The following is a 25,061-nucleotide window of genomic DNA, read 5'->3' on the forward strand; positions in this document are numbered from 1 at the left end:
AACCGCTTCCGAATAGCTGAGGAACTGGAAATATGGTTCGCGAAAACGAGCTCCGCGAGGGCGAGGTCGCCATCGAGCTGCCGCCGACGCAGGATGCCGGCCTGGTCTTCATCGGTCGTATCCGCACGCCCTGGACCTCGCGCCTGGAGACGCCGCGGCAGGGCCGCGCCGACGGACCGATCTGCCGCCTCGAGATCTTCGAGCCGTTCTTGCCGGCCATCAAGGGCGTCGACTTCTACGGCAATCTCGAGGTGCTGTACTGGCTCGACCGCTCGCGCCGCGACATCGTGCTGCAGAGTCCGAAGAACAACGAGAAGACCCGCGGCACCTTTTCGCTGCGCTCCCCGGTTCGGCCCAATCCGATCGGCACCTCGATCGTGAAGCTGGTCGGCATCGAGGGAAACGCCATCCTCGTGCGCGGGCTCGATTGCATCGACAACACGCCGCTGATCGACATCAAGCCCGACCGCTGCGAGTTCACGCCACTGGCGGCGCCGCAGGCCGGGGATTTTCAGTCGGAGTAGTCCGTCATTCTGGGGCGCGCCTCTTGGCGCGAGCTATGATGCGCAATTGCGCATCTGAGAATCTATCGGGCGGCAGAGACGGTGGTGAGATGGATTCCGGGCTCGCGCTCTGCGCGCCCGGAATGACGATCAGCTCTTCAGCGCCGCGATCAGCTTGGTCGCATTCTCTTCCAGAACCTTGACGTCTTCCTTTCGGCTGGCCGGCGGCAGCATCGCGACGCCGTCATGGCGCGGCATCACGTGCATGTGGAGGTGAAATACCACCTGTCCGCCGGCCGGCTCGTTGAACTGCTGCACGGTGATGCCGTCGGCTTTGAATGCCTTCATTGCGGCTGCGGCGATCTTGTGCGCGCCGCGGGCGACATGGGCGTAGTCGTCCGGCTTGATGTCGAGGATGTTGCGGGCAGGGGCCTTCGGGATCACCAGCGTATGGCCAGGCACCCGCGGCATGATGTCGAGGAAGGCCAGCACATGCTCGTCCTCATAGACCTTGTGGCAGGGAAATTCGCCGCGCAGAATTTTTGCGAAGATGTTATTGGTGTCGTAGGCGGTCATGGCGGCGGCTCCCTCAAAATTTCGCGCTTACTGTCACCAGCCATGGTGAGCCGTCAAGGCGCCTCGTCGATGCCTTTGCGGAACGGGCCGAGCTCGGCGAGCTCACGTCCGGCCTCGGCGACATAGGCACGCTCCCGCTTGAGGTAGTCGTCGATGGCGCGGCGCAGGCCCGGATCGGCGATGAAGTGGGCGGAGTAGGTGGTTCGCGGCAGGTAGCCGCGCGCGATCTTGTGCTCGCCCTGCGCGCCGGCCTCGACATACCTCAAGCCGCGTTTGATGGCGAAGTCGATCGCCTGATAGTAGCAGACCTCGAAGTGCAGGAAGGGATGATGCTCGACCGCGCCCCAGTTGCGGCCGAACAGCGTGTCCGAGCCGATGAAGTTGATCGCGCCCGCGATCCAGCGATCGTTGCGGCGCGCCATAACCAGCAGCACGTCGTCGCTCATGGTCTCGCCGATCAGCGAGAAGAATTCGCGCGTAAGATACGGGCGGCCCCATTTGCGCGAGCCGGTCTCCATGTAGAACTCGAAGAAGGCGTCCCAGGCATCCTCGGTGATGTCCTTGCCGGTGAGCCAGTGGATGGTGATGCCGGACGCGAGCGCATCGCGGCGCTCGCGCTTGATCGACTTGCGGTGGCGCGAATTCAGCGTGGCGAGGAAGTCGTCGAAGCTCGCAAAGCCCTCATTGTGCCAGTGGAACTGCTGGTCGGTCCGCTGGAGGAAGCCGTGCTCGGCGAGCAGCTTCCACTCCGCCTCAAGTGCGAAGGTGACGTGCACCGAGGAAGCCTTGCTGACACCGCACAGCGCCACGAGCCCGCTCGCCAGCGCCTCGGTGATGCGCTCGCGGTCGACGCCGCCGCGCACCAGCAGCCGCGGCCCCGTGGCCGGGGTGAAGGGAACCGAGACCTGAAGCTTCGGATAGTAGCGCCCGCCGGCGCGCTCATAGGCATCCGCCCAACCGCGGTCGAAAACGTATTCGCCTTGCGAGTGCGATTTCAGATAGCAGGGCACGACGCCCGCGACGCGGCCATCGATCTTGGCCACGAGGTGCCGCGGTCCCCAGCCGGTGCGGATCGTGGCTGAACCCGATTTCTCAACAGCCGAAAGAAACGCGTGCGAGACGAATGGGTTATAGGAGGGTCCTAAGAGGGCGGCCGAATCGCCTGAAGGGGCGGGTGAGGTTCCGTTGCTATCCCCATTGCACCGGCCGCCTGGATTGGCGCAGGCGTCCCAATCCTCAGGAGACACCTCGGCAATGGAAGGTACGGCCTCGAGCGTGATTTCAGATGATCCCATCGCGCCCAAGATCGTGCATTGCAGCAGCGACTTCAAGAGGGCGGTAACGTCAGGCCCTACGGCACGAACCCCTCAAAAATCATCTGGTCCGCGTACTGCCCGACCCGCGTCCGCTGCTCCGGGGTGCGGACGGTCCAGCCAAGCAGGGCGCAGCCGAAGACGTTGCGGGCGATCCAGGGGGCTGGCGCCGGGAGGTGGTCGACCTTGAAGGCGACGAAGTGGGGCTGGGTCTGGAAGCCGTGGCGCAGGTACAGCATGCTGTCGCGCTGCGCCTGGGTCAGGGTGGCCCAGTACTCGTCCTCATAGCTCCGCTGGGCGACGATGCCGCGCGGGCGGGACGGCAGCAACTGGCGCAGCGCCAGCACCTGGTCGGGGTCGAACGACATGCCGACGGCGGGGCCCTGATAGGACGCCAGCACCTCGGCCATTCGCGTCACCAGCTTGCGGTCGCCGTCAAAATGGCTCTTGACCTCGATCGCCAGCGGCACCCGGCCGGCGACCATGGCGCAGAGGTCGGAGAGCGACATCATCCGCTCGCTCGTATCCCTGAATTTGACGGCCCTCAGTTCCGCGGCTGTCTTCGACACCACCTCCCCGGTGGCCTCGGTGAGGCGGCCCAGGGCATGGTCGTGGTGCACCATCGCCTCGCCGTCAGCGGAGAGCTGGATGTCGACCTCGATCGAGAAATTGCCGGCGACGGCAGCCTGCACCGCGCCGGGCATGTTCTCGACGATGCCGCGGGAAATGTCGTGCAGGCCGCGATGGGCGACCGGCCGGGCTGTCAGCCAATCCGGAGCGCGCATGCGCGTCAGGCGACCTCGAACACGCCTTCGACCTCGACCGCCGCATCCGCGGGCAGCGAGGCGACGCCGACCGTGGTTCGGGCGTGGCGGCCCTTGTCACCGAACGCGGCGACCATCAGGTCGGAGGCGCCGTTGAGCACCTTCGGCCCGTCCAGGAAGTCCGGCGCCGAGTTGATGAAGCCACCGAGGCGCACCACGCGCACGACCTTGTCGAGATCGCCAAGGGCCGCCTTGACCTGGGCCAGCAAATTGACCGCGCAGCCGCGCGCCGCCGCGGCACCCTCTTCGATGGAGACGCCGGCGCCCAGCTTGCCCTTGGCGATCAGCTTGCCGTCAGGGGCGAAGCAGACCTGGCCGGAAACGAACAGCAAATTGCCGGTGCGCACGAACGGGACATAGTTGGCCACGGGAGTCGGAGCCTCGTGCAGCTTGATGCCCTGTTCCGCCAGTTTCTGCTCGACCGTGCCCGCCATGTTCGACCTCGTTGTCCAGAAAATCATCCGCCCGGGCGCGTGCATTGGCGGCCGGGCGGGCCCTGTTTCGCCCATCGTGCCGCCACATGCAAGCAACCGGAGGGGGATGCATTTTGTTGAGGCGGGGCAGGAGGTTCAGCGGGCGGGCCGCAACTTTACGTGAGACCGCCTCAGTTGCGACGCAATGGAACGGTCACTAAACTGTCGAATCTGCGCTTTCCCCAAGGACGCATCTTCAAGGAACAGACATGGTGCACCTTTTCCGGACTTCGCTCGGTGTGATGGCGCTCGCGGCGGCCGCCTTCGGCTCCAGCGGCGGAGCGCAGGCGGCCAGCGGTCCGTTCCTCGCGCATCAGGCGCTCTATGACCTCAGCCTCGTCAAATCGCGCTCCAATTCGGTCAACAGCGCGCGCGGGCGCATCCTCTACAACTTCACCGGAAGCTCGTGCGAGGGCTACACCTCCGAATTCCGGCAGGTGTCCGAGCTCGACAGCGGCGAGGGCAAGATCACGCTGAGCGACCTCCGCTCCAATTCCTGGGAGGACGCCGCGGGCAAAAGCTACCGCTTCAAGATCGAGACGCGAATGAACGAGGCCGACGCCGGCCGTGTCGACGGTTCGGCCGAGCGCGACGGCGACCATATCAACGTCAAGCTGAAGCTGCCGTCGCCGAAGAGCTTCACCCTTGACGGCAAGATCGTGTTCCCGACCGAGCAGATCCAGCGCATCATCGCCGCCGCCAAGGACGGCAAGTCTCTGCTCGAGCTCTCCGTCTATGACGGCTCAGACGACGGCCAGAAGGTCTACAATACCCTGACCGTGATCGGCCAGCCGATCCCTGCCGACCGCACCGCCTCGCCCGATGCATCGACGTCGGACGAGCACATGAAGTCGCTCAAGCGCTGGCCCGTCACCGTCAGCTATTTCGATCGCGAGGCCCAGCAGAAGGAAGGCGAGCAGACGCCGGTCTACGCGATGGCGTTCGAGCTCTACGAAAACGGCGTCTCCCGCCAGCTCGTGCTCGATTACAACGATTTCGTGATTTCAGGCGCGATGGGCAAGTTCGACGTGAAGGACAGCAAGCCCTGTAATTGAGGACGAGACGTCTAGCCCTTGTCGCACTCTGCGGCTACGCTTGCTCTCAACGTTAAACCTCCGGGAGCAAGCCAATGCCCAAGCTCGACCATCTCCGTCCCAGCGGCCTTCACAACAATCCCGCTTATTCCCACGTCGTCACCGCCACCGGCGCACGCACCATCTACATCTCCGGCCAGGTGGCCGTGGACGAGGAAGGGCGGATTGTCGGCGAGGGCGATCTCGCCGCGCAGACTACGCAGGTGATGCAGAATCTCGGCCACGCGCTGAAGGCGGCCGGTGCAAGCTACGCCAACATCGTGAAGATCACGACCTTCGTCGTCGGCTACAAGCCGGAGCTGCGCCCGATCATCGGCAAGGCCCGCTCGGTCTTCTTCGAAGGTCTGGAGCCGCCGGCCTCGACGCTGGTCGGCGTCTCTGCGCTCGCCGCGCCGGAATGGCTGATCGAGATCGAGGCGATCGCGGTCGCGGATTGATCCAGTAGCCGCTTACTCCTGCGCCTTCTCCGGCCCCTCATAGGCGATGCCGCGGATCACCGCGGCGCTGCCGAACTTCTTCCGCAGACTGTCCACCGCGCGCTCGGCGTGCGCGGCGCGGCGGTCGAGCATGTCGGTGTCGTCGGCGGGCGAGCCTTCGCGCAGCGCGCTAACGCCGGCGCCCATCAGGCGGAAGGGGGTGCCGTCGATCTCCTTGGCCAGCATCTCGCGGCAGATCGAGAAGATCTTTGCGGCGAGCTGCGTCGGCGCGGCGATCGACTGCGAGCGCGTGCGCTGGCGGAAATCGGAGGTCTTCAGCTTCAGCGTGACGGTCGCGCCGGCGAGCTCGCTGCTCTTGAGGCGAGACGATGTCTTCTCGCACAGCCGCCACAGGATCTTTTCCAGCGTCGCGAAATCGCGGATGTCGGTTTCAAAAGTGGTTTCGCTGGAAATCGTCTTGGCGCCGCGATCAGGCTCGACGCGGCGGTCGTCGATGCCGCGCGCGAGCCGCCACAGCCTACGGCCGTCGCTCGGAAACTGCCGCATCATCTCGATCTCGTCGGCCTTTTGCAGGTCGGCGATGATGCGGAAGCCGCGCCGCACCAGGCGCTCCTGCGTTGCGGGGCCGACCCCGAAGATGAAGCCAACCGGCTTTTCCGCCAGCATCACACGGGCTTCCTCCTGGTCGAGCACGACAAAGCCGCGCGGCTTGTCGAGGTCGGAGGCGATCTTGGCGAGAAACTTGTTGCAGGACAGGCCGACGGAGACGCTGATGCCGATGTCGCGCTCGACCTCGCGGGCGAAGCGCGCCAGCACCTTGGCCGGCATCATGCCGTGGACCCGCTCGGTGCCAGAGAGGTCGAGAAAGGCCTCGTCGATCGAGAGCGGCTCGACCAGTGGCGTCAGCGCCTGCATCGCCTGCCGCACCTCGCGGCCGACGCGGACGTATTTTGCGATGTCCGGCGGGATCACGGTCGCATGCGGACAGGCTTCGAGCGCCTTGTACATCGGCATCGCCGAACGCACGCCATAGGTGCGGGCGATATAGCAGGCGGCCGACACCACGCCGCGTTTGCCGCCGCCGATGATGACGGGCTTGTCGGCGATATCGGGATTGTCGCGCTTCTCGACCGTCGCATAGAAGGCGTCGCAGTCGATATGGGCGATGGTCAGGCTCGCGAGCGCGCGGTGGTGGACGAGGCGAGGGGAGCCGCAGGCGGAACAGCGCCGCACGCCCACATCCAGATCGACCGAACAATCCCGGCAGAAGCAGCGGGGCCCGGCCGCCTCGGGGGCGCTCACGGCACGTCGCGCTCCCAGGTCCGGTCGCCCAGCGCGTCGCCGAGGACCTGCCGGGCCGCAGCCACGTTGGTGGGGTGCAGTTCCACAGAGCTGGCAAAGGCCTTCACGGTGGCGTCATCGCGCATCACGAAATCGAGCACGCTGAGCAGGAAACCGGGATCCGAGGCGGCGTTCCGCAAGGACTCAGGCCCGACACCTGTCTCAGCCAGGAACAGGCCCAGCCGCTCGGAATCGCCCGCGACAAAGGACAGAGCCTGAATCGCAACGATTTCAGCGACTTCGCGGGGGTTGTGAACAGGCTTTTTCAAGGGGCCGGTTTGCCTTTCCGTTAACTTTCGGTGTCTACTTTGAAACCATCATGCCCGAGTCTCTGGACCCTCGACAAGCAACTGGAAACCACATCGCAGAAAGTGGGCCCTCGGGTTTAACGAAACTAGAGCGAATCTGAGGCTAGTTTGAATCCAGTTTTCGAAGCGCCCGCGAGCGGCGCCTGAGGCGTCACATGCATCGGTCTTCAGGACCAAACAGGAGGGCGGGATGGCTAAGACCGTCCTGATCGTGGAAGACAACGAGCTCAACATGAAGCTCTTCCGCGACCTGTTGGAGGCGCACGGCTACCAGACCACCGGCACCAGCAACGGCTACGAGGCGCTGGACCTCGTTCGCAAGATGCGGCCCGACCTCGTGCTGATGGATATCCAATTGCCGCAGGTCTCGGGGCTCGAGGTGACGCGCTGGATCAAGGACGATCCGGAGCTTCGTGCCATTCCCGTCGTCGCAGTTACGGCGTTCGCGATGAAGGGCGACGAAGAACGCATCCGCGAGGGCGGCTGCGAAGCCTATTTGTCCAAGCCGATCTCGGTCGGCAAATTCATTGAGACGGTCCGACGTTTCATCGGATAGGAAGTGAGTTCAAAGTGTCCGCGCGTATCCTCGTTGTCGATGACGTCCCTGCCAACGTCAAGCTGCTCGAAGCTCGCCTGTCCGCCGAATATTTCGACGTCATGACCGCCTCGAACGGCACCGAGGCGCTTGCCATCTGCGCCCGCGCCGAATGCGACATCATCCTGCTCGACGTCATGATGCCCGACATCGACGGCTTCGAGGTCTGCCGCCGCCTGAAGACGGATCCGGCGACGCATCACATCCCCGTCGTGATGGTCACAGCGCTCGACAGCCCCGCCGACCGCAATCGCGGGCTGGAGGCCGGCGCCGACGATTTCCTGACCAAACCCGTCTCCGATGTCGTGCTGATCGCGCGCGTGCGCTCGCTGACCCGGCTGAAGATGATGACGGACGAATTGCGCATGCGCGCCATCACCTCGCTCGAGATCGGCATGCAGGCGCCCGAGCGCAGCGCGGTCGCCGACACCGGCAAGGGGGGCCGCATCCTGCTGGTCGACGACCGCCAGTCTTCCTACGAGCGGCTGGCGGGTCTGCTCGCAGCCGAGCACACCGTCGACGTCGAGCCGAACCCGACCGAGGCGCTGTTCCACGCCGCCGAGGGCAATTACGATTTGCTGATCGTCTCGCTCGACCTCAACAATTTCGACGGCCTGCGGCTCTGCAGCCAGGCGCGCTCGCTGGAGCGTACGCGCCATGTGCCGATCCTGGCGATCGCGGACCCCGAGAACTCGACGCGGCTGCTCCGCGGCCTCGAGATCGGCGTCAACGACTATCTGCTGCGTCCCATCGACAAGACCGAGCTGCTGGCGCGCGCCCGCACGCAGATCCGCCGCCGCCGCTACACCGATCATCTGCGCGACAACGTGCAGAACTCGATCGAGATGGCGATCACGGACGCTCTGACCGGCCTGCACAATCGCCGCTACATGGAAAGCCATCTGGCAACGCTCGCCGAGCAGGCCTCGACAAGGGGCAAGCCGCTGGCGCTGATGATCCTCGACATCGACTATTTCAAGTCGATCAACGACAATTACGGCCACGACGCCGGCGACGACGTCTTGCGCGAATTTGCCGTGCGCGTGCGAAAATCGATCCGCGGCATTGACCTTGCCTGCCGCTACGGCGGCGAGGAGTTCGTCATCGTGATGCCGGAGACCGACCTGCACGTCGCCGGCATGGTCGCCGAGCGCCTGCGCCGCTCGATCGCGGGCGAGCCGTTCGCGGTCCACAAGGGCACCAAGCGCATCGAGGTCACGATCTCGATCGGCCTGACCACGCTGGAGCAGAAGGGCGAGCAGGTTGCCGATGTCCTCAAGCGTGCCGACACCGCGCTCTACCGCGCCAAGCACGACGGCCGCAATCGCGTGGTGTCGCAGGCGGCGTGAGGCTGCCAAAAACAAAAAGTGCGAAAACAACCCCATGCACAGTAGCCGGCGCTAGCCGGATCAATGGGTTGCGCGGGGGGCAAAAATCGCTTGCGCGGGTCGCGAGCCGGTTTGACACGTCGGGCAATACAGGAGCAATCTAGTAGGATTGGCTAGGGCGTGAATGAACGCCGTCGCCACATCCTAGGTCGTCGTCCCCGCGAACGCGGGGACCCATAACCCCAGGGAGGGGTTATGGTGCGAGCTGGTCACGACGAGTCTTCGTCAAACACCTTCCTGTGGCTATGGATCCCGGATCTGCGCTTCGCTTGTCCGGGACGACAACGGTTATTGAGGCGCGGGCTTGCCTCGCTTCACCGGATCACCACCCACATCCACCCCCGCATTCCGTAGCAGCACCTTCGCCGCGTCCTTCGCCGCACGCGCCATCGCGGGATCGTCGCGCACGAGGTCCTGCGCGATCGCGCCGTCGACCAGCAGCACGAGCTGGGTGGCGAGCGCGTCCGCGTCGGTCACGCCGAGCTCGGTCAGCCGCTCGCGAAACCAGACGCGGCGGCTTTCCTTGAAGGCGATCGCGATCTTCTTCACCGCGCGGTCCTTGGGGCCGAGCTCGGCCACTGCATTCACGAACGGGCAGCCGCGAAAATCCTTGGCCGCAAAGCGCCGCTCCAGCGAATCGAAGCTGGCAAGGATCTGCTCGGCCGGGGGCTTGTCCGAGGGGCGGGCGTGGGCAAAGCGACGCTCCAGATACGCCGCGATCAACGTGTCCTTGGAGGGGAAGTGGTTGTAGAGCGTGCGCTTGGAGATGCCGATCTCGGCCGCGATGGTGTCGACGCCGATGGCACGAATGCCCTGCAGATAGAACAGCCTGTCGGCGGTCTCGAGGATCCGCTCCTTCATGGTCTGTGGGGTCGGCGGGGGAGCCATGCGGCAACGAGCATCCTGTTGGCTTGACAGCGCCTGCCATTCATAGCCTAAGTACACAGGTCTGTGTAACCAAAATCAACGGCATTTGCAGACGCCGGCGCGCGCGCCGCGCCCACGAGGGAGAATGAAATGCCTCTGTTGCAGGTCCTGCGTCCGACCTTGCCCATCCTGATCGGCGCCTCGATCATGCTGACGCTGAGCATGGGGCTGCGGCAGAGTCTCGGCATTTTCATGCAGCCGCTGACGCACGACATCCATCTTTCGATCTCGGATTTCACGCTGGCGCTGGCCGTGCAGAACCTCGCCTGGGGCTTTCTCCAGCCGCTCGCCGGCGCGATGACGGTGCGCTACGGCTTCCGTCCCATCATGATCGTGGGGTCGCTGATGTACATCGCGGGCCTCGTTCTGATGACGACCGCGAACGGGCTCGTCAGCATCATGATCGGTGCCGGCGTGCTGATCGGGACGTCGTTGGCCTGCACCGCGGCCGCGATTGCGATGTCGGTGGCGGCACGCGCGGTGCCGGAAACCGTGCGCTCGACCGTGCTCGGCATCGTCTCCGGCGCGGGCTCGCTCGGCGCGCTGCTGTCGGCGCCGATCGGGCAGATGCTCAACGAAGGATTTGGCTGGCGCGTCGGGCTCGCCGGCTTCGTCGTCATGTCGGTGCTGATGATTCCCGCTGCGTGGTATGCGGGGCGCATCGACCGGATTCCGCTGCCGAAGCCGTCCGCCGACGACATCGGCGATGCCACAGCGGCGACGGCGGCGCGCACCGCGTTCGGCAATGCCTCCTTCGTGGTGATGACCTGCGCCTATCTCGTCTGTGGCATGCAGTTGGTGTTCCTCACCACGCATCTGCCGTCGTATCTCGCCATCTGCGGCCTCGATCCGATGCTGAGCGCGCAGACGCTCGGCATGATCGGCGGCTTCAACGTGCTGGGCTCGCTGTTCTTCGGCTGGGCCGGCCAGCGCTGGAACAAGCTTGCGCTGCTCGGCGGAATCTACGTGCTGCGCTCGCTGGCACTGGCCTGGTATTTCATGTTGCCGGCGACGCCGTTCTCGACGCTGCTGTTCGGCGCGATCATGGGCTTCCTGTGGATGGGCGTCGGCCCGCTGGTCGCAGGCGCAGTCGCCGAGATGTTCGGCCTGCGCTGGCAGGCGATGATCCAGGGCCTCGCCTTCATGAGCCACCAGATCGGCAGCTTCCTCGGCGCCTATGGAGGCGGGGTGCTCTACGACGCGCTCGGCTCGTACACGATGGCCTGGCGCATCGGCGTCGCGCTGGGGCTGGCCGGCGGCATCGTGCAGGTCGCGTTCGCGCTGATCCGGCCGTCGCATCCGCCGGTGTTGAGGACGGCGTAGGCGGGGAGGGTGCTCATAGGTGCCGGCTTTCAGAGCCGAAGCAACGTTCATGACAGATTTCGAAGCTCATCCACACCGGTTGGCGGCTTTGTTCGCCACCCGATGATGAAAGCGCGCTTGGCGAGCCCCTTCTGAACGCGAGCTATCTGGGTCTGCTCTTTGTCGAGCCGCAGCCGCAACAGAGGATCGCGGGTTCCCGAGACGGAGAGGCTCTTGTTGATGACCCAGCCATACGGTTCGACGCCGGCACGCCGCAAATCATCCTGAAGGGAGGCGGCCTCGGAAACCGGCGTCGTCTCCGGCAGCGTCACCAGGATCACCTTGGTGTGGGTCGGATCCTGGAGCCGCATCAGCGGGGTAACGATACGTCCCGCACCGGTCGGTGCAAGTTGGCTCGTCATCTGGCGGTGATAGGCGCCGGTCGCGTCCAGCAGAAGGAGGGTGTGGCCCGTCGGCGCCGTATCGAGCACCACGAAGGCGCTCCGGGCTTCCGCAACGACGTGCGAGAAGGCATGGAAAACAGCGACCTCCTCGGTACACGGCGAAGCAAGATCCTCGAGCAGCAGGGCCTTACCCTGCTCGTCGAGGTCACGGCCACGGCTCGCCAGTATTTTCGCGATATACCGCTCCGTCTCGACCCTAGGGTCGATCCGGTCGACCGTCAGACCTGGCATGACGCCATCGACGACGAAACTGACGTGGGCCGCGGGATCGGTCGTGCTGAGATGGACGGCATGACCCCGCTTCGCCAACCCCACCGCGATGGCGGCAGCGATCGTCGTCTTTCCGACGCCGCCCTTGCCCATGATCATGATGAGGCCGCGCTCGCCCTGGGCCATGTCATCGACCAACCGGTCCAGGCCCGGCAGGTTGACCGGTTCTGTATTTGACTCGCTGGATAAAACCGGGGGCTGATTGGAGGGCGACAGCAGCGCCCTCAGAGCCGTTACGCCCACGATATCGAAGCCAAGCAGGGGAATTTCGTCTCGCGGCAGCTTCTTGAGCGACGCGGGCATGGCGGCAAGCGCCTCGTCCTGATCCCGCTCGAGCGCAACTGCGACGACATCGGTTCGGTCCGTGGCGTGGAAGCGCCCGTTCACCACGAGAATCTGGTTCGAGAGATTGAGCGCATCAAGTTCGCCCGATGTTCTCGCCGCCTCACGAATCGCGCCCCGATCGGCGCGGGTGACCAAAATGATGGTGGTCTGTCTGGAATCACCCAGGGCCTGAAGCGCCTTACGAAATCGGTCCTCCTGGATCTTCAGACCTGAATGCGGGCCGAGGCAGGACGCGCCCCGATCGTTGTCCTTGAGAAAGCCGGTCCATGCCTTTGGCAGGCTCAGGAGCCGAAGCGTGTGGCCGGTCGGAGCGGTATCGAATATGATGTGATCGAACCCCGCTATATCGCCGTCCAACAGTCCCACGAACTCGTCAAAGGCTGCTATTTCGGTGGTGCAGGCGCCGGAGAGCTGCTCGCGCACAGTCGATCGCTCGCCAGCTGTAACCTCCGGTGCGAGCTGTTCGAGCACTCTCTTGCGATAACTCTCGGCAGCGGCCTCGGGGTCAATATTCATCGCCGAAAGTCCGGTCACGTTGGGCACCGGCGTAGGGCGATCGGTCAAGGTGACTTCGAGCATCTCGTCGAGGTTCGACGCAGGGTCCGTGCTGACGATGAGAACGCGCAGTCCACGGTCCGCGAGGCCAACAGCCGTGGCGCACGCAAGAGAGGTTTTGCCGACTCCACCCTTTCCAGTGAAAAACAGGTATGGGGTCGTGGCGGTCAACGCGCGAAAGTGGGGCATCATAGGCTGTCCTACGGCCGGAGCGGTCATATGCCTGGTCTCATATTCGAACAGGTCAGGAGTTGAGTGCGTCGTAAACGATGCCCAGGATTACGCTGTAAGTCAGGAGCATCGCCAGCGAGAACAGTGCTGGCGAAATGCCAAGTCCAGCCTGCTGTGCGAAAAATCCAAGCCCGATCATGGGAAAGAACACCAGCCCCATCATCGCCCATCCGAGCACGCCGTATGCCATTCCCTTGATCGCTCCGATATTGCCTGGCAACCATCGATAGAGATGTCCAAAGGCGAGGCTGACGAAGGTTGAGCCATTCAGGAATGAAAGTAGCCACGGCACCACGGGATGGATTGCTGTTCCGGTCACATGGCTCAGCGTCGTCTGGAAACTTTCGTAGGGCTGGAATGATGGAAGCAGTCCAGCCCAGGACTTGAAGTACATCAGCAGCGAATGCGCGATGCTTCCGCACAACCCCGCAACAACTGCCTTCCAAATCCTGTTGCCTGAAGGCATGCGAGGTCGCCCATTTTCGGGAGTGGCTTTCCCACGTGGACGCGCGGTCGCTGCTACACGTCGCGATCATGGGCTCAATTCGGTCGAGGGCGTCAATCTCGTCTCGGCAAGTACGGCAAGTGCATGTCGGTTCCCGACGACGACGATCGGAATGGCAATGAACCCGCTGACCAGAAGCAGCCAATCCTGCCGAACGTCCAGTAAGATAGCTGCGCTCCCGCCGATGATTGACCAGATGAAGGGGAAGCATGGTGCGCTCCTGCCCGATGGTTTGAGCGTAGAGGACTGCGTTGCTTCGCTGCTTGATGAGGATCAACGTGCCCTGGGGGGCAACGCGTGGCCGAGGCGTGCCACGGAGGCTGCCCGTCGCAGCCGCCAACACCGGTATTGCGGACGGCTTAGCGGGGATGGGTGGTCGCTTTCGACGGCTTGAGAGCTTACAGCGGATGCCGCGCTGTTTGGCCGTGACGGGCCGCCTGTGACCCGGAGCAGCTATCGGCCACTTCGCGCCAAGAAAACCACAGAAGGCTCCACCTCGATGAGGAACTCCTCCTTGGCGAGGCTTGGCACTCCAATCCAGGTTGTGCACGGTGGGTTATCGCCGAACGCCGCTTTGAGGGCGACGCTAATGGCCGTACCCTCGTGCATGTGGCTTTGCTTGATGTAGAGCCGCAACGCACCGACCTGATCGAGCTCCGCACCAACCGTCGCCAGCGCAACGCCAAGATTTTCGAGACTTTTGCTGAGTTGACGACCGATATCGCCAGCTCCAACGACGTTCTGATCTGCGTCCCAAGCGACCTGGCCGGACACATACACGACATCGCCGAATGGTGTGGGGACGGTAGCAACCTGCGCGAAACCGTAACGCGAGCTATCGAAGATTCCGACAGGAACATGTACCATTCGGCTCATGATGGCTCCCCTAGCCAGAGCGCCAGCCAGCGGCGCCGCCATAAGTAGAGCAGAAAGCCAGCAAAGGGAAAATCGGCTCGTAGCCCATTAATGGCATCGATATGCAGCAGACTTGCGTCAAAGTTAGGATGTCGCGACCTTCACCTTGACCGCAACGGGCAGCGGTAGGCGCAGCCCCCGGGCCAACGCCGGACGTCGCGATTTCGGCTGTCTCTCCGGCAGCTTTCCGAAATGCGAGACGGTCTGCATCAGCGCGTATCTGACGGCTGGCTCGATCTTCGCGCAGATGAGCCAGCAGATCAGGACAAGCATGCCCAGCGCGATCCATAGGGCCGAGGTGGCATCAAGGCCCGCATCGACCAGAGCGCGGATGATGGCGGTGCCAATGACGTTGTGGGTGAGATAGAGCGGATAGGTGATCAGCCCGAGCGTTCTCAGATAGGCCGGTGCTTCAGGAGAAGCGGTGCCTGCCGGGCGCCTGTTTCGCTTCGCGGCAAGGGGCAATGAGGAGCACCGCGGCCGCCCAGACCATGATCGGCACGAAGGCTGATTGATCAGAGATGGCAGGGATGGACGTCAGGAAGAAATCGGCGAAGAAGTAAATTTCCGCGGCGCCTGAAAGACACGTGATCGCAATGGCGATTTGTTCGAGCGCCGTCAATTCTCTGTTCGCGGAAATGAACAGCCAGATTCCCAGCGCGAAGAAGCAGCCATGCGTCAGCAGGAATGCGGCGCACGGCACCCGAAACATCAGGATGACTAGATAGGGCAGGTCGGATGGCGTCGTGCAGGACATCACCAGCAGCGCGACGGCATTGAAGATCGCGCTGTAGATGGTGAGGCCGAATGCGAGGTGGCGCAGGGTGACCCTCTTCGTGAGCATCGCGCAGAACACGAGACCGTAGAACGCGGTCTCGGCGGCCAGCGTCCAATAGACCTCGTCGAGCCATTGGCCCGTGACCCCCTTGGGAACCATCAACATGGCGTGGAGATAGGGCAGGATGAATTCGGATGTCGGTCCGCTTCCGAACAGGAGCAGGACCAGGAAGGTCGCGGTGGCGCAAACCCAGACGGCCGGATAAAGCCGGAGTGCGCGGCCAAGAAGAAACTCGCCCGGCGAAGCCTGGCTCGCGGAATTCGCGATGACGAAGCCGGAAATCACAAAGAAGATCTCGACGCCGACCCAGCCGAACCACGTGAAGGGCGCGGCGGACGGGTAGATAACATCGGCGGCGACGGTGCGCTCGAAACCCGGGACGCCAATCGAAACCCGGGCCCATGACCAGAACATCTGGTGAAAAATGGCGACTCCGAGGGCGGCCCCGAAGCGCAGCGGATCCAGCAACGGCAAATGGCTCTTCACGGGAATGGACCAGATTCATGCAACGATCCCGTCGGAGATAGCGAAGCCGGTCGCGGCGCTCTGCGAGATGGGTCACACTTGGTTCACTCGCTGGGGACGCAGCTGGCCGAGCTCTCGTGCCCCGGACGCAACGCAGCGTCACTTCGACGATGCGCTGCAGAGCAGAGGCCCATGTGTCCAGAGTGTGCCGTGTGGCTTTCTGGGTCCCGGCTCTGCGCAGCAGCGCCATAGCGTGTCGAAGACGCGCGTGAACGCGCTGGTAGCGCTGCAGCGCGTCCGGGACACGAGAGAGCTGAAGCTCAACCGCACCAGAAGGCTTGCGGAGAGGACGAACTAACGCGTGCGTCCTGACCGCTTGAGATCGGCGACCTTAAACCTGTTGCCGGCAGCCAGGCTGCTGCAAATCCAGTGGGCCTTGTTCCGGTTTTCGCCCAGGAACGTCTTGGTCTCGACGCAATCCATGTAGGATTTATGGGTGATGGTGTCTCGGCACGTTGGCGAGAAAGGCCCATACTCTATGTTGCCGCCCGACTCGCTGCATCCAATCCACGGCTCCTTTCCATGTGGGAAGCTTGATGCACAGCCCCCATTGCAGCTGCTGGCAACTTTCTCCAGGCTGGCAATCCTTCCCATCACAGAACCTGGGGCATACGACGGCGTCCGTGTAGCCGACGACGACACTCGAGCGGGTGACGCCGTCCGGCGCGATGAGACTCCGGTGTTTGTCGTCTGCTCCACCCGATGTGGCTTTGCCGCCGGCGCAGCGACGGTGACGGGAGGTAGCGTGGCGGCGGAGCCGGTTGGGATTTGTGACGCGGCCGGGCCGCACAGAACGGTCGTTGACAGAAAGGCGAGGGTCGAAGGCACGACGAGGCTCGATGGCAATCTCATGACTGTGTCCTTCCCGATGTCGGGACGGAACAGCCGTCCCGATCAATGCACGATATCATGCATTGCGAGCAAGGCAATCGTGGGTTGTGTTCAGCAACACGCGCGTGAACGCGCTGTGGCGTTGCCGCGCGCGGGGATACGGCCAAAATAAAAACGGGGCCCGCGAGGGCCCCGTCAAAGTCCGTAATGTCCCGCGATCTTACTTGATCTTGGCTTCGCGGAATTCGACGTGCTTGCGCGCCACGGGATCGTACTTCTTCTTGACCAGCTTGTCGGTCATGGTGCGCGAATTCTTCTTGGCAGTGTAGTAGAAGCCGGTGTCGGCCGAGGACACGAGCTTGACCTTGATGGTGACCGCTTTGGCCATGTTCAGAACCTCAGGAATGAAGGGAATCTGGAGCCGGCCAAACGGCCCGCGTTGGCCGGCAACCTAGCCAGAAACCGCCTGATGTCAAGGTTTTAGGGGCCAAAAACCACCCAAATCGGCCCGATCAGGCCTCGAAGAACCGATTTTTGGGCCGCGGCAGGCCCAGATTCTCCCTCAACGTGGCCCCTTCATACTCCTTGCGGAAGATCCCGCGCTTTTGCAGCTCCGGGACGACCTTGTCGACGAAATCATCGAGCCCCGCGGGCAGGAACGGGAACATGATGTTGAAGCCATCGGAGCCGCGCCCGACCAGCCATTCCTCCATCTGGTCGGCGATGGTTTTCGCCGTGCCGACGAAGGCGAGCCCGCCATAGCCGCCGACGCGCTGGGCGAGCTGGCGCACGGTGAGTTTTTCGCGCGCGGCGAGGTCGACCATGCGCTGGCGGCCGCTCTTGCTGGCGTTGGTCTCGGGGATTTCGGGGAGCGGGCCGTCCGGATCGAAGCCGGAGGCATCAGTGCCGAGGATGACGGAGAGCGACGCGATGGCGCTGTCGTAATGCACGCGGCTGTCGAGCAGCGCGCGCTTCTCCCTGGCCTCGTCGACGCTGTCGCCGACCACGACGAAAGCGCCGGGCAGGATCTTGAGGTGTTCAGGATCGCGGCCGACCTTCTCCATGCGGCCCTTGATGTCGGCGTAGAGCTTTTGCCCGTCGGCGAGGCTGCCGCCGCCGGTGAACACGGCTTCCGCGGTCTCCGCCGCAAGCTGCTTGCCGTCCTCGGACGCGCCGGCCTGCACGATCACCGGCCAGCCCTGCACGGGGCGGGCGATGTTGAGAGGGCCGCGCACCTTCAGATATTTGCCGTGGTGGTCGAGCGTGTGCATTTTCGCGGGATCGACGAACAGCCCGCTCTCGACGTCGCGCACGAAGGCATCGTCGGCGAAGGAATCCCAGAGGCCGGTGACGACGTCGTAGAATTCGCGGGCGCGCTTGTAGCGCTCGGCGTGCTCCATGTGGTCGTCGAGGCCGAAATTCAGCGCCGCGTCAGGGTTCGAGGTGGTGACGATGTTCCAGCCTGCGCGGCCGCCGCTGAGATGGTCAAGCGAGGCGAAGCGCCGCGCCACGTGATAGGGCTCGTCGAAAGTGGTCGAGCCCGTCGCGATCAGGCCGATCCGTTCGGTGACGGCGGAGAGCGCCGACAGCAGCGTGAACGGCTCGAACGAGGTCACGGTGTGGCTGCGCTTGAGCGCGTTGATCGGCATGTTCAGCACGGCGAGGTGATCGGCCATGAAGAAGGCGTCGAACTTGCCGGCCTCGAGCTTCCGGATCAGCGTCTTGATGTGACTGAAATTGAAATTGGCGTCGGGCCAGGCCCCGGGATAGCGCCAAGCGCCGGTGTGGATGCTGATCGGGCGCATGAACGCGCCAAGCTTGAGTTGCCGTTGTGCCATCGCCCGGTGTCCGTTGTGGGTGTCGTTCAAGGACACATAGGCGCGCCGGGGAACTCCGCCAGCCGGCTGGACGGGAGGATTATTTCGTTTTTCGGCGGGCGCTCAGCACATTCCTGTCATTCCGGGGCGCGCGCAGCGCGAGCCTGGAATCCATCCCTCGGCAGTCTCTGTGGCCCGATGGATTCCGGGCTCGCCGCTTCGCGGCGCCCCGGAATGACGGGGGAGAGAGGGGCCAGGGAGCGACCGCTCAGCCCAAAATATCCTTCTGCATCTTGCCGCCGTAGAAATGGAAGAACGGCACCGGCGCATCGTGGCGGAGCGGGCCGGTGGCCAGACGCGTGTCGAGCTCGTTGAGCACGTTGCGCGTCATCGGATGCAGATCGGCGAGCGGTTTCGAGCCGAGCTCGACCCAGACCAGCTCGACCAGCTCCGCATCCGCATGGATCACGCCGTCGACGCGGTGGGTGATCGCGGAGGCATCCGCGGTGAAGAAACGCGTGTCGAATCGCTTGACGCGGCCGGGCGGGGTGATGGCGCGCGCGATCAGGAACAGGCTGGACGGATCGGGCAGCAGGCCGGCATCCGCAAACGGCTTCCAGTTGCCGTCGAGCTTGGGCACCAGGCCCTCCGCCTTGCGCCCGAGGCAGAGGCCGGTCTCTTCACAGGCCTCGCGGATCGCGGCAATCGCCAGCGACTTTGCGCGCGAGGGCGGCGTTTTCGGACTGCCCTTGGCGAGATTGGCTTCCAGCTCGGACGTGATGGGGGCGGCGACCGGCACGCGATAATCGGCCTTGTCGACGCGGCCGCCGGGGAAGACGAACTTGCCGGGCATGAACACCACCTTGTCGTGGCGCTTGCCGACCAGGACTTTTGGAGTCGCGCCGCTGCGATCGACCAGGATCAGTGTCGCCGCATCCTTCGGGCGGAAATAGGGATGGTGGTCGGCTTCCTTGCCCTCGTGAATCTTTGCCTTTTCCGCCTGCGCGATATCCGTCATGTCCTCACCCAAACCGCTTCTTGCTTATCTTGCCTAGACCGGCGGAATACCATCCGGAGGGTTGTCGTCAAAGCCGTGCATGCGCAGAGCCCATTGCAATCCGACCACGGCTCCCTTCACCGGCTGCAGCAGCGCCAGCGAGGCAACGAACGTAAATGGCAGATAGGCCGCGAAGCTGATCCAGACCGGCGTCGTGTAATTGGTCTCGATCCAGAGGATGGTCGGCACCACGATGTGGCCGACGATGACGATCACGAGATAGGCCGGCAAATCGTCGGCACGATGCGGCGTGAAGTCGAGGCCGCACACTGAGCAATTGTCCGCGGTCTTCAGGAAGGCGCGGAACAGCTTTCCCTCGCCGCAGCGCGGGCAGCGGCCGCGGAAGCCGCGCTTCATCGCCGTCCAGAGGTCGCGCTTCTCGATGAGGCCAGTCTCGCGCGTCCATATCTTTGACGCTGTGCTCGTCGCTACCATGCCTTGCCTTTCTGCCCCCCGCCTTTTCCTTTGTTCTTGCTCTTGTTCTTCTTCGGCTTGCCGGATTTCGGCTTCGCCGGCTTGCGTTTTCTGTCCGGGCTGCGTCCGGGCTGTGCCTTGAACGAGGGGCGGCGTTGCGGACCGGGTTGCCTGCCATCGCGCGGCGAGGTCTCGCTGGAGGACGACAGCAGCTCGAAGCGCAGCGCTCCGGCGATGGGAGCGGCTTCGATCAGGCGGACGTCCACCACGTCGCCCAGCTGATACATGGTGCGGCTGCGCGTGCCGACGAGAGCGTGGCGGCCCTCGTCATAGTTGAAATATTCCGTGCCGAGGGACCTTATCGGGATCAGGCCGTCGGCGCCGGTCTCCGCGAGCTTGACGAACAGGCCGGCGCGCGTGACGCCGGAGACGCGGCCCTGGAAGGTCGCGCCGATGCGGTCGGCGAGATGATGGGCGATCAGGCGGTCGACGGTCTCGCGCTCCGCCTTCATCGCGCGGCGTTCGGTCACCGAGATGTGGGCGGCGACCTCGCTCAAGGTTTCCGGCGTCTCGGTGTCGGGCAGGGCGCCCTCGCCAAGCCCGAGCGCACGGACCAGCGCGCGGTGCACGACGAGGTCGGCATAGCGGCGGATCGGGGAGGTGAAATGCGCATAGCGGCGCAAATTCAGGCCGAAATGACCGTAATTTTCCGACGAATATTCGGCCTGCGCCTGCGCGCGCAGCACCACCTCGCTGACCAGCGGGAAGTGGTCGTGGCCTTCGAGCTGGGCCAGCACGCGGTTGAACAGAGCCGGGCGCAGCGCGCCTGATTTGGCGAAGGGAACGTCCAGCGTCTTCAAAAACTCCTGGAGCGCGTGGACCTTTTCCAGCGTCGGCTCGTCGTGCACGCGGTAGATCAGCGGCAGCGACTTCTTCTCGAGCATCTCCGCCGCCGCGACGTTGGCGAGGATCATGAACTCCTCGATCAGCCTGTGCGCATCGAGCCTGTCCGGGACGATGACGCGATCGACCGTGCCGTCGCTCTTCAAGAGGATCTTGCGCTCGGGCAGATCGAGATTGAGCGGATCGCGCTCGTCGCGAGCGCGCTTGACGCAGGCGTAGGCGGCATACAGCGGCTTCAGGATCGGATCGAGCAGGGGGCCGGTGGTGTCGTCCGGCCGGCCGTCGATCGCGGCCTGCGCCTGCGCGTAGCTCAGCTTGGCGGCCGAGCGCATCAGGATGCGGTGGAAGCTGTGCGAGCGCTTGCGCCCGTCAGGCGCAATGATCATCCGCACCGCGAGCGCGCCGCGCGGCTCGCCCGGCACCAGCGAGCACAGATTGTTGGAGATGCGCTCGGGCAGCATCGGCACGACGCGGTCGGGGAAATAGACCGAGTTGCCGCGATCGAGCGCGTCGCGGTCGAGCGCGGTGCCCGGCCGGACGTAGAAGCTCACATCCGCAATGGCGACGTCGACGATGAAGCCGCCCTTGTTGTTCGGGTCTGGATCGGGCTGCGCATGCACCGCGTCGTCGTGATCCTTGGCATCCGGTGGATCGATGGTGACGAGCGGGACGTCGCGCCAGTCCTCGCGTCCCTTCAGATTGGCGGGCTCCGCGGCTTCGGCTTCGCGCTCGGCCGCGGGACGAAATTGCAGCGGGATGTCGTGCGCGTAGATCGCGATCAGGCTGATCGCCTTCTCGGACTTGACCGAGCCGAGCTTCTCCTTGACGCGGCCTGAGGCGAGGCCAAAGCCGCGCGAGCGGATGATGTCGACGCTGACGAGGTCGCCGTCCTTCGCGCCGTGCGTGTCGGCGGCGGCGATGTTCAGCTCGCGGTCGGCCCCCTTCTTGTCGACCGGGATCAGCCGTCCGCCGCCTTCGGGAAGCTCGCGGAACACGCCGAGGATGCGGCTTCTGGTCTTGTCAAACACCTTGATGATGTGGCCGCGATAGGCCGGGCCTTCGCTCTCGTCCAAGCGCTCGACGCGCAGCAGCACGCGGTCGCCGCTTCCGGCTGCGGTGCCGGGCTTCGGCCGGCGCGGCAATACGATCAGGATTTTTGGCGGCTCGCCGCTCTCGACCTCGTCCCATTCGGTGGGGGCGGCGATCAGCTCGCCGTCAGCGTCGCGGCCGGTGATGTCGGCGACCAGCGTCGACGGCAGGCTGTCCGGCTCTGAAATCGTCCGGCGCTTCTTCTTGACGAGGCCGTCGTCGGCGAGCTCGCGCAGCATGCGCTTGAGCTCGATGCGATCGGCGTTCTTCAGGCCGAACTCGCGCGCAATTTCGCGGGTCCCGACCTTTCCGGGATTTGCCTTGATGAAGGCGACGATGGCTGCCCGGTCGGGAAAGCCACGGTCATTCTTGCGTTTCACTTAACCTCTTAAGTCGTGCCGGCACTCTTCTTGGCCGGAGCTTTGGCGGCCGCCGCCTTGGTCGGCGACGTCTTGACTGCTGAAGTCTTGGCGGTCGACGACACGGCTGCGCGCGCCTTGCTGGTGGAGTCGGATTTGGTCTTGGCCGCCTTCTTCGCGGCCGGTTTTTTGGTCTTTGGCGCGGCGTCATCGCCGGACTTGGTTGCCTTCGCCTTCTTCGCCGGCTTGGCAGCCTTCTTGGGCTTGCCGCCGCCCTTGGCTGCGCGCTCGTCGATCAATGCGATCGCCTGCGGCAGGGTGACGGTGTCCTTTTCGAACTCGGCGGGGATCGTCGCGTTGACGCCGCCGGCCGTGACATAGGCGCCGTAACGGCCGCTCTTCACGGTGACCGTGCCGAGTGTCGGATGATCGCCGATCGCCTTGCCGGGATCGGCGCCGAAACGGCGGCTCGGGCCCTTGGCGATCTTCTCCGCGATCAGCGTCACCGCGCGGTTGAGGCCGATATCGAACACCTCGTCGCCGGCCTCCAGGCTGGCATAGGTCTTCTCGTGCTTGACGAACGGCCCGAAGCGGCCGAGGCCGGCGGTGATCGGCTCACCTGTCTCCGGATGCTTGCCGATCTCGCGCGGCAGCGACAACAGCTTCAGTGCAAGCTCGAGCTCGACGTCGCCGGGCGAGGTGCCCTTCGGGATGCCTGCGCGCTTCGGCTTCTCGCCTTCTGCATAGTCCTTGGCTTCGCCGAGCTGGATATAGGGGCCGAAGCGGCCGGCCTTGACCCAGACGTCGCGGCCCGTCTCAGGGTCTTGGCCGAGCGAACGGTCGGCGGTGGTCTCGCTGTCGGCGGCGAGCTGACGGGTGTAGCGGCATTCCGGATAGTTCGAGCAGCCGACGAAGGCGCCGAACTTGCCGGCCTTCAGATTGAGCCGGCCGTTGCCGCAGCTCGGGCATTGCCTGATGTCGCCACCATCGGCGCGCGGCGGATAGATGTGCTGTCCGAGCATGTCGTCGAGCACGTCGAGCACCTGCGCGACGCGTAAGTCCTTGATCTCGTCGACGGCGCCGATGAAGCCGGTCCAGAAATCCTTCAGAACCTGCTGCCAGGAAATCTCGTTGTTGGAGATTCGGTCGAGCTGCTCTTCGAGATTGGCGGTGAAATCGTATTCGACGTAGCGCGCAAAGAAGCTCTCCAGGAACGCGACCACGACGCGGCCCTTGTCCTCGCCATGCAGGCGCTTCTTCTCCAGCTTGACGTAGCCGCGGTCCTTCAGGACCTGGAGGATCGAGGCGTAGGTCGAGGGCCGGCCGATGCCGAGCTCTTCCATGCGCTTGACTAGCGATGCCTCGGAGAAGCGCGGCGGCGGCTCGGTGAAATGCTGGGTGACGGCGAGCGATTGCCGCTTGAGCGCGTCGTTCGGGCTCATCGCCGGCAGACGGCGCGAATCCTCGTCCTCCTCGTCGTCGCGGCCTTCCTGATAGAGCGCCAGGAAGCCGTCGAACTTGACGACCTGACCGGTGGCGCGCAGGTCCAGCGTGCGGCCGCCGACCTTTGCCGCGATGTCGACGGTGGTGCGCTCGAGTTCGGCCGATTCCATCTGACTGGCGATGGTGCGCTTCCAGATCAGCTCGTAGAGCCTTGCCTGATCGGCGTCGAGCTTGCGGTTCATGCTGTCGGGGCGGCGCGACATGTCGGTCGGGCGGATCGCTTCGTGCGCTTCCTGGGCGTTCTTGGCCTTGGCCTGGTACTGGCGGGGAGCATCCGGCACGTAGGCTTTGCCGTAATCCTCGCCGATCACCTGGCGAGCCTGGGTGATCGCGGACGGATCGATCTGCACGCCGTCGGTACGCATATAAGTAATGAGTCCGGTGGTCTCGCCGCCGATGTCGATGCCTTCGTAGAGGCGCTGCGCGATGCGCATTGTATGCGCCGGCGCAAAGCCGTATTTGCGGCTGGCCTCCTGCTGCAGCGTGGAGGTGGTGAAGGGCGCCTGCGGATTGCGCCGGGCCGGCTTGGCGTCGACCGCAGTCACGGCGTAGCTGGCTGCTTCCAGCGCCTTCTTGAAGTCTTCGGCTTCCGCGCCGGTGCCGATGTCGAGGCGCTGGATCTTCTTGCCGTCGGCGCCGACCAGGCGGGCCTCGAAAGCATCCCCGCGCGGCGTCAGCAGGGTTGCGATCAGCGACCAGTATTCGCGGGCGACGAACTTCTCGATCTCGAGCTCGCGATCGCAGACCAGCCGCAAAGCCACCGACTGCACGCGGCCCGCCGAGCGGGCGCCCGGCAGCTTGCGCCACAGCACGGGGGAGAGGGTGAAGCCGACCAGATAGTCCAGCGCGCGGCGCGCCATATAGGCGTCGACCAGCGCGCCGTCGATCTGGCGCGGATGCTTCATCGCGTCGGTGACGGCCTGCTTGGTGATGGCGTTGAACACCACGCGCTCGATCTTCTGATCCTTCAGCGCGCGCTTTTCCTTCAACACCTCCAGCACGTGCCAGGAGATGGCCTCGCCCTCGCGATCAGGGTCGGTCGCGAGAATCAGGCGGTCAGCGTTTTTCAGGGACTTGGCGATATCGTTCAGCCGGCCGGCAGCCTTGGGGTCGATCTCCCAGATCATCTTGAAATTGGCGTCGGGATCGACGGAGCCGTTCTTCGCCGGCAAGTCCCGGACATGGCCGAACGAGGCCAGAACCTCGTAGGACGAGCCCAGATACTTGTTGATCGTCTTGGCTTTCGCCGGCGACTCCACAATGACGATATTCATGTAGTTCCAGTAACTTACGGGGGGATTCTGGGCCGAATTCGATGAGATTCGGGTCGGCCCTTTCGTCCCGAACATGGGTGGTGAG

General features: G+C 64.4%; 25 protein-coding genes. 6 read left to right on the top strand and 19 right to left on the bottom strand.

The window, feature by feature from the left end; translation table 11 throughout:
* Positions 1-32 precede the first annotated feature (32 nt).
* The gene (tsaA, locus tag WHZ77_RS14360) at positions 33-524 is read left to right on the top strand and encodes a tRNA (N6-threonylcarbamoyladenosine(37)-N6)-methyltransferase TrmO (RefSeq protein ID WP_375314222.1); all 492 of its coding nucleotides are present in this window, start codon (positions 33-35) and stop codon (positions 522-524) included.
* A gap of 129 nt (positions 525-653) precedes the next feature.
* On the opposite strand, the gene WHZ77_RS14365 is transcribed toward tsaA, so the two are convergent.
* Genes WHZ77_RS14365 through WHZ77_RS14380 form a run of 4 tightly spaced genes read right to left on the bottom strand, consistent with a single transcriptional unit; the run spans position 654 to position 3,650 of the window.
* Positions 654-1,079, bottom strand: coding sequence for an HIT domain-containing protein (locus tag WHZ77_RS14365; RefSeq protein ID WP_375314223.1), 426 nt, complete (start codon positions 1,077-1,079; stop codon positions 654-656).
* Positions 1,080-1,132: 53 nt separating this feature from the next.
* Positions 1,133-2,374, bottom strand: coding sequence for a GNAT family N-acetyltransferase (locus WHZ77_RS14370; RefSeq protein WP_375314224.1), 1,242 nt, complete (start codon positions 2,372-2,374; stop codon positions 1,133-1,135).
* A gap of 56 nt (positions 2,375-2,430) precedes the next feature.
* Entirely contained in the window at positions 2,431-3,177 is a 747-nt protein-coding gene (locus WHZ77_RS14375; RefSeq protein ID WP_375314225.1) for a glycerophosphodiester phosphodiesterase, read from the bottom strand.
* Between the two features lie 5 nt (positions 3,178-3,182).
* Complete coding sequence (locus WHZ77_RS14380) at positions 3,183-3,650, bottom strand: RidA family protein (RefSeq protein WP_015685590.1); 468 nt, start codon at positions 3,648-3,650, stop codon at positions 3,183-3,185.
* Positions 3,651-3,898: 248 nt separating this feature from the next.
* Between WHZ77_RS14380 and WHZ77_RS14385 the strand changes: the two genes are divergently transcribed.
* Together WHZ77_RS14385 and WHZ77_RS14390 are read left to right on the top strand one after the other, a co-directional pair.
* A complete protein-coding gene (locus WHZ77_RS14385) occupies positions 3,899-4,744 on the top strand; it encodes a cell envelope integrity EipB family protein (RefSeq protein WP_375314226.1) in 846 nt (281 codons plus the stop codon).
* A gap of 74 nt (positions 4,745-4,818) precedes the next feature.
* Entirely contained in the window at positions 4,819-5,220 is a 402-nt protein-coding gene (locus tag WHZ77_RS14390; protein WP_375314227.1) for a RidA family protein, read from the top strand.
* Between the two features lie 12 nt (positions 5,221-5,232).
* Here WHZ77_RS14390 and WHZ77_RS14395 read toward each other — a convergent pair whose 3' ends face one another.
* Positions 5,233-6,522 carry a DNA polymerase IV gene (locus WHZ77_RS14395; RefSeq protein WP_375314228.1) on the bottom strand — a complete coding sequence of 430 codons (1,290 nt, stop codon included), beginning with the start codon at positions 6,520-6,522 and terminating at the stop codon, positions 5,233-5,235.
* Complete coding sequence (locus WHZ77_RS14400; RefSeq protein ID WP_375314229.1) at positions 6,519-6,830, bottom strand: DUF3572 domain-containing protein; 312 nt, start codon at positions 6,828-6,830, stop codon at positions 6,519-6,521. Before WHZ77_RS14400 ends, WHZ77_RS14395 begins: the two co-directional genes overlap by 4 nt.
* Positions 6,831-7,059: 229 nt before the next feature.
* Between WHZ77_RS14400 and WHZ77_RS14405 the strand changes: the two genes are divergently transcribed.
* Both WHZ77_RS14405 and WHZ77_RS14410 read left to right on the top strand, forming a co-directional pair.
* The gene (locus WHZ77_RS14405) at positions 7,060-7,425 is read left to right on the top strand and encodes a response regulator (protein WP_027547216.1); all 366 of its coding nucleotides are present in this window, start codon (positions 7,060-7,062) and stop codon (positions 7,423-7,425) included.
* Positions 7,426-7,439: 14 nt separating this feature from the next.
* Positions 7,440-8,813: a PleD family two-component system response regulator gene (locus WHZ77_RS14410; protein WP_375314230.1), complete on the top strand. Its 1,374-nt coding sequence runs from the start codon at positions 7,440-7,442 to the stop codon at positions 8,811-8,813.
* A 327-nt stretch (positions 8,814-9,140) separates the two neighbouring features.
* Here the strand turns inward: WHZ77_RS14410 and WHZ77_RS14415 are convergent, their stop codons facing one another.
* Positions 9,141-9,740 carry a TetR/AcrR family transcriptional regulator gene (locus WHZ77_RS14415; RefSeq protein WP_375314231.1) on the bottom strand — a complete coding sequence of 200 codons (600 nt, stop codon included), beginning with the start codon at positions 9,738-9,740 and terminating at the stop codon, positions 9,141-9,143.
* A 129-nt stretch (positions 9,741-9,869) separates the two neighbouring features.
* On the opposite strand from WHZ77_RS14415, the gene WHZ77_RS14420 reads away from it, so the two are divergent.
* Complete coding sequence (locus tag WHZ77_RS14420) at positions 9,870-11,102, top strand: MFS transporter (RefSeq protein ID WP_375314232.1); 1,233 nt, start codon at positions 9,870-9,872, stop codon at positions 11,100-11,102.
* Positions 11,103-11,149: 47 nt separating this feature from the next.
* Here the strand turns inward: WHZ77_RS14420 and arsA are convergent, their stop codons facing one another.
* The 12 genes from arsA to topA form a co-directional block, all read right to left on the bottom strand.
* Positions 11,150-12,904: an arsenical pump-driving ATPase gene (gene arsA / locus WHZ77_RS14425; protein WP_375314233.1), complete on the bottom strand. Its 1,755-nt coding sequence runs from the start codon at positions 12,902-12,904 to the stop codon at positions 11,150-11,152.
* Between the two features lie 55 nt (positions 12,905-12,959).
* Positions 12,960-13,412 (bottom strand): DUF6789 family protein, encoded by a 453-nt coding sequence (locus WHZ77_RS14430; RefSeq protein WP_375314234.1) that lies wholly within the window; start codon positions 13,410-13,412, stop codon positions 12,960-12,962.
* A gap of 66 nt (positions 13,413-13,478) precedes the next feature.
* Complete coding sequence (locus WHZ77_RS14435; RefSeq protein WP_375314722.1) at positions 13,479-13,649, bottom strand: DUF6064 family protein; 171 nt, start codon at positions 13,647-13,649, stop codon at positions 13,479-13,481.
* 255 nt (positions 13,650-13,904) lie between these two features.
* On the bottom strand, positions 13,905-14,327 hold the full coding sequence (locus WHZ77_RS14440; protein ID WP_375314235.1) for a RidA family protein: 423 nt from the start codon (positions 14,325-14,327) through the stop codon (positions 13,905-13,907).
* A 123-nt stretch (positions 14,328-14,450) separates the two neighbouring features.
* Positions 14,451-14,831 carry a hypothetical protein gene (locus tag WHZ77_RS14445; RefSeq protein ID WP_375314236.1) on the bottom strand — a complete coding sequence of 127 codons (381 nt, stop codon included), beginning with the start codon at positions 14,829-14,831 and terminating at the stop codon, positions 14,451-14,453.
* Complete coding sequence (locus tag WHZ77_RS14450; RefSeq protein WP_375314237.1) at positions 14,779-15,672, bottom strand: acyltransferase family protein; 894 nt, start codon at positions 15,670-15,672, stop codon at positions 14,779-14,781. Before WHZ77_RS14450 ends, WHZ77_RS14445 begins: the two co-directional genes overlap by 53 nt.
* A 1,108-nt stretch (positions 15,673-16,780) precedes the next feature.
* Positions 16,781-16,948, bottom strand: a complete 168-nt coding sequence (gene rpmG / locus WHZ77_RS14455; RefSeq protein ID WP_008139339.1) for a 50S ribosomal protein L33 — start codon at positions 16,946-16,948, stop codon at positions 16,781-16,783.
* A gap of 124 nt (positions 16,949-17,072) precedes the next feature.
* Entirely contained in the window at positions 17,073-18,398 is a 1,326-nt protein-coding gene (locus WHZ77_RS14460; RefSeq protein WP_375314238.1) for an LLM class flavin-dependent oxidoreductase, read from the bottom strand.
* A gap of 247 nt (positions 18,399-18,645) precedes the next feature.
* Positions 18,646-19,395: an NUDIX hydrolase gene (locus WHZ77_RS14465; RefSeq protein ID WP_375314239.1), complete on the bottom strand. Its 750-nt coding sequence runs from the start codon at positions 19,393-19,395 to the stop codon at positions 18,646-18,648.
* A gap of 33 nt (positions 19,396-19,428) precedes the next feature.
* Positions 19,429-19,869 (bottom strand): DUF983 domain-containing protein, encoded by a 441-nt coding sequence (locus WHZ77_RS14470; RefSeq protein ID WP_015685611.1) that lies wholly within the window; start codon positions 19,867-19,869, stop codon positions 19,429-19,431.
* Complete coding sequence (gene rnr / locus WHZ77_RS14475) at positions 19,863-22,220, bottom strand: ribonuclease R (protein WP_375314240.1); 2,358 nt, start codon at positions 22,218-22,220, stop codon at positions 19,863-19,865. The genes WHZ77_RS14470 and rnr overlap by 7 nt, the downstream gene beginning before the upstream one ends.
* An 8-nt stretch (positions 22,221-22,228) precedes the next feature.
* Entirely contained in the window at positions 22,229-24,976 is a 2,748-nt protein-coding gene (gene topA / locus WHZ77_RS14480; RefSeq protein ID WP_375314241.1) for a type I DNA topoisomerase, read from the bottom strand.
* Between the last annotated feature and the right edge of the window lie 85 nt (positions 24,977-25,061).

The organism is Bradyrhizobium sp. A5, from assembly GCF_042076515.1.
Lineage (GTDB): Bacteria > Pseudomonadota > Alphaproteobacteria > Rhizobiales > Xanthobacteraceae > Bradyrhizobium > Bradyrhizobium cosmicum.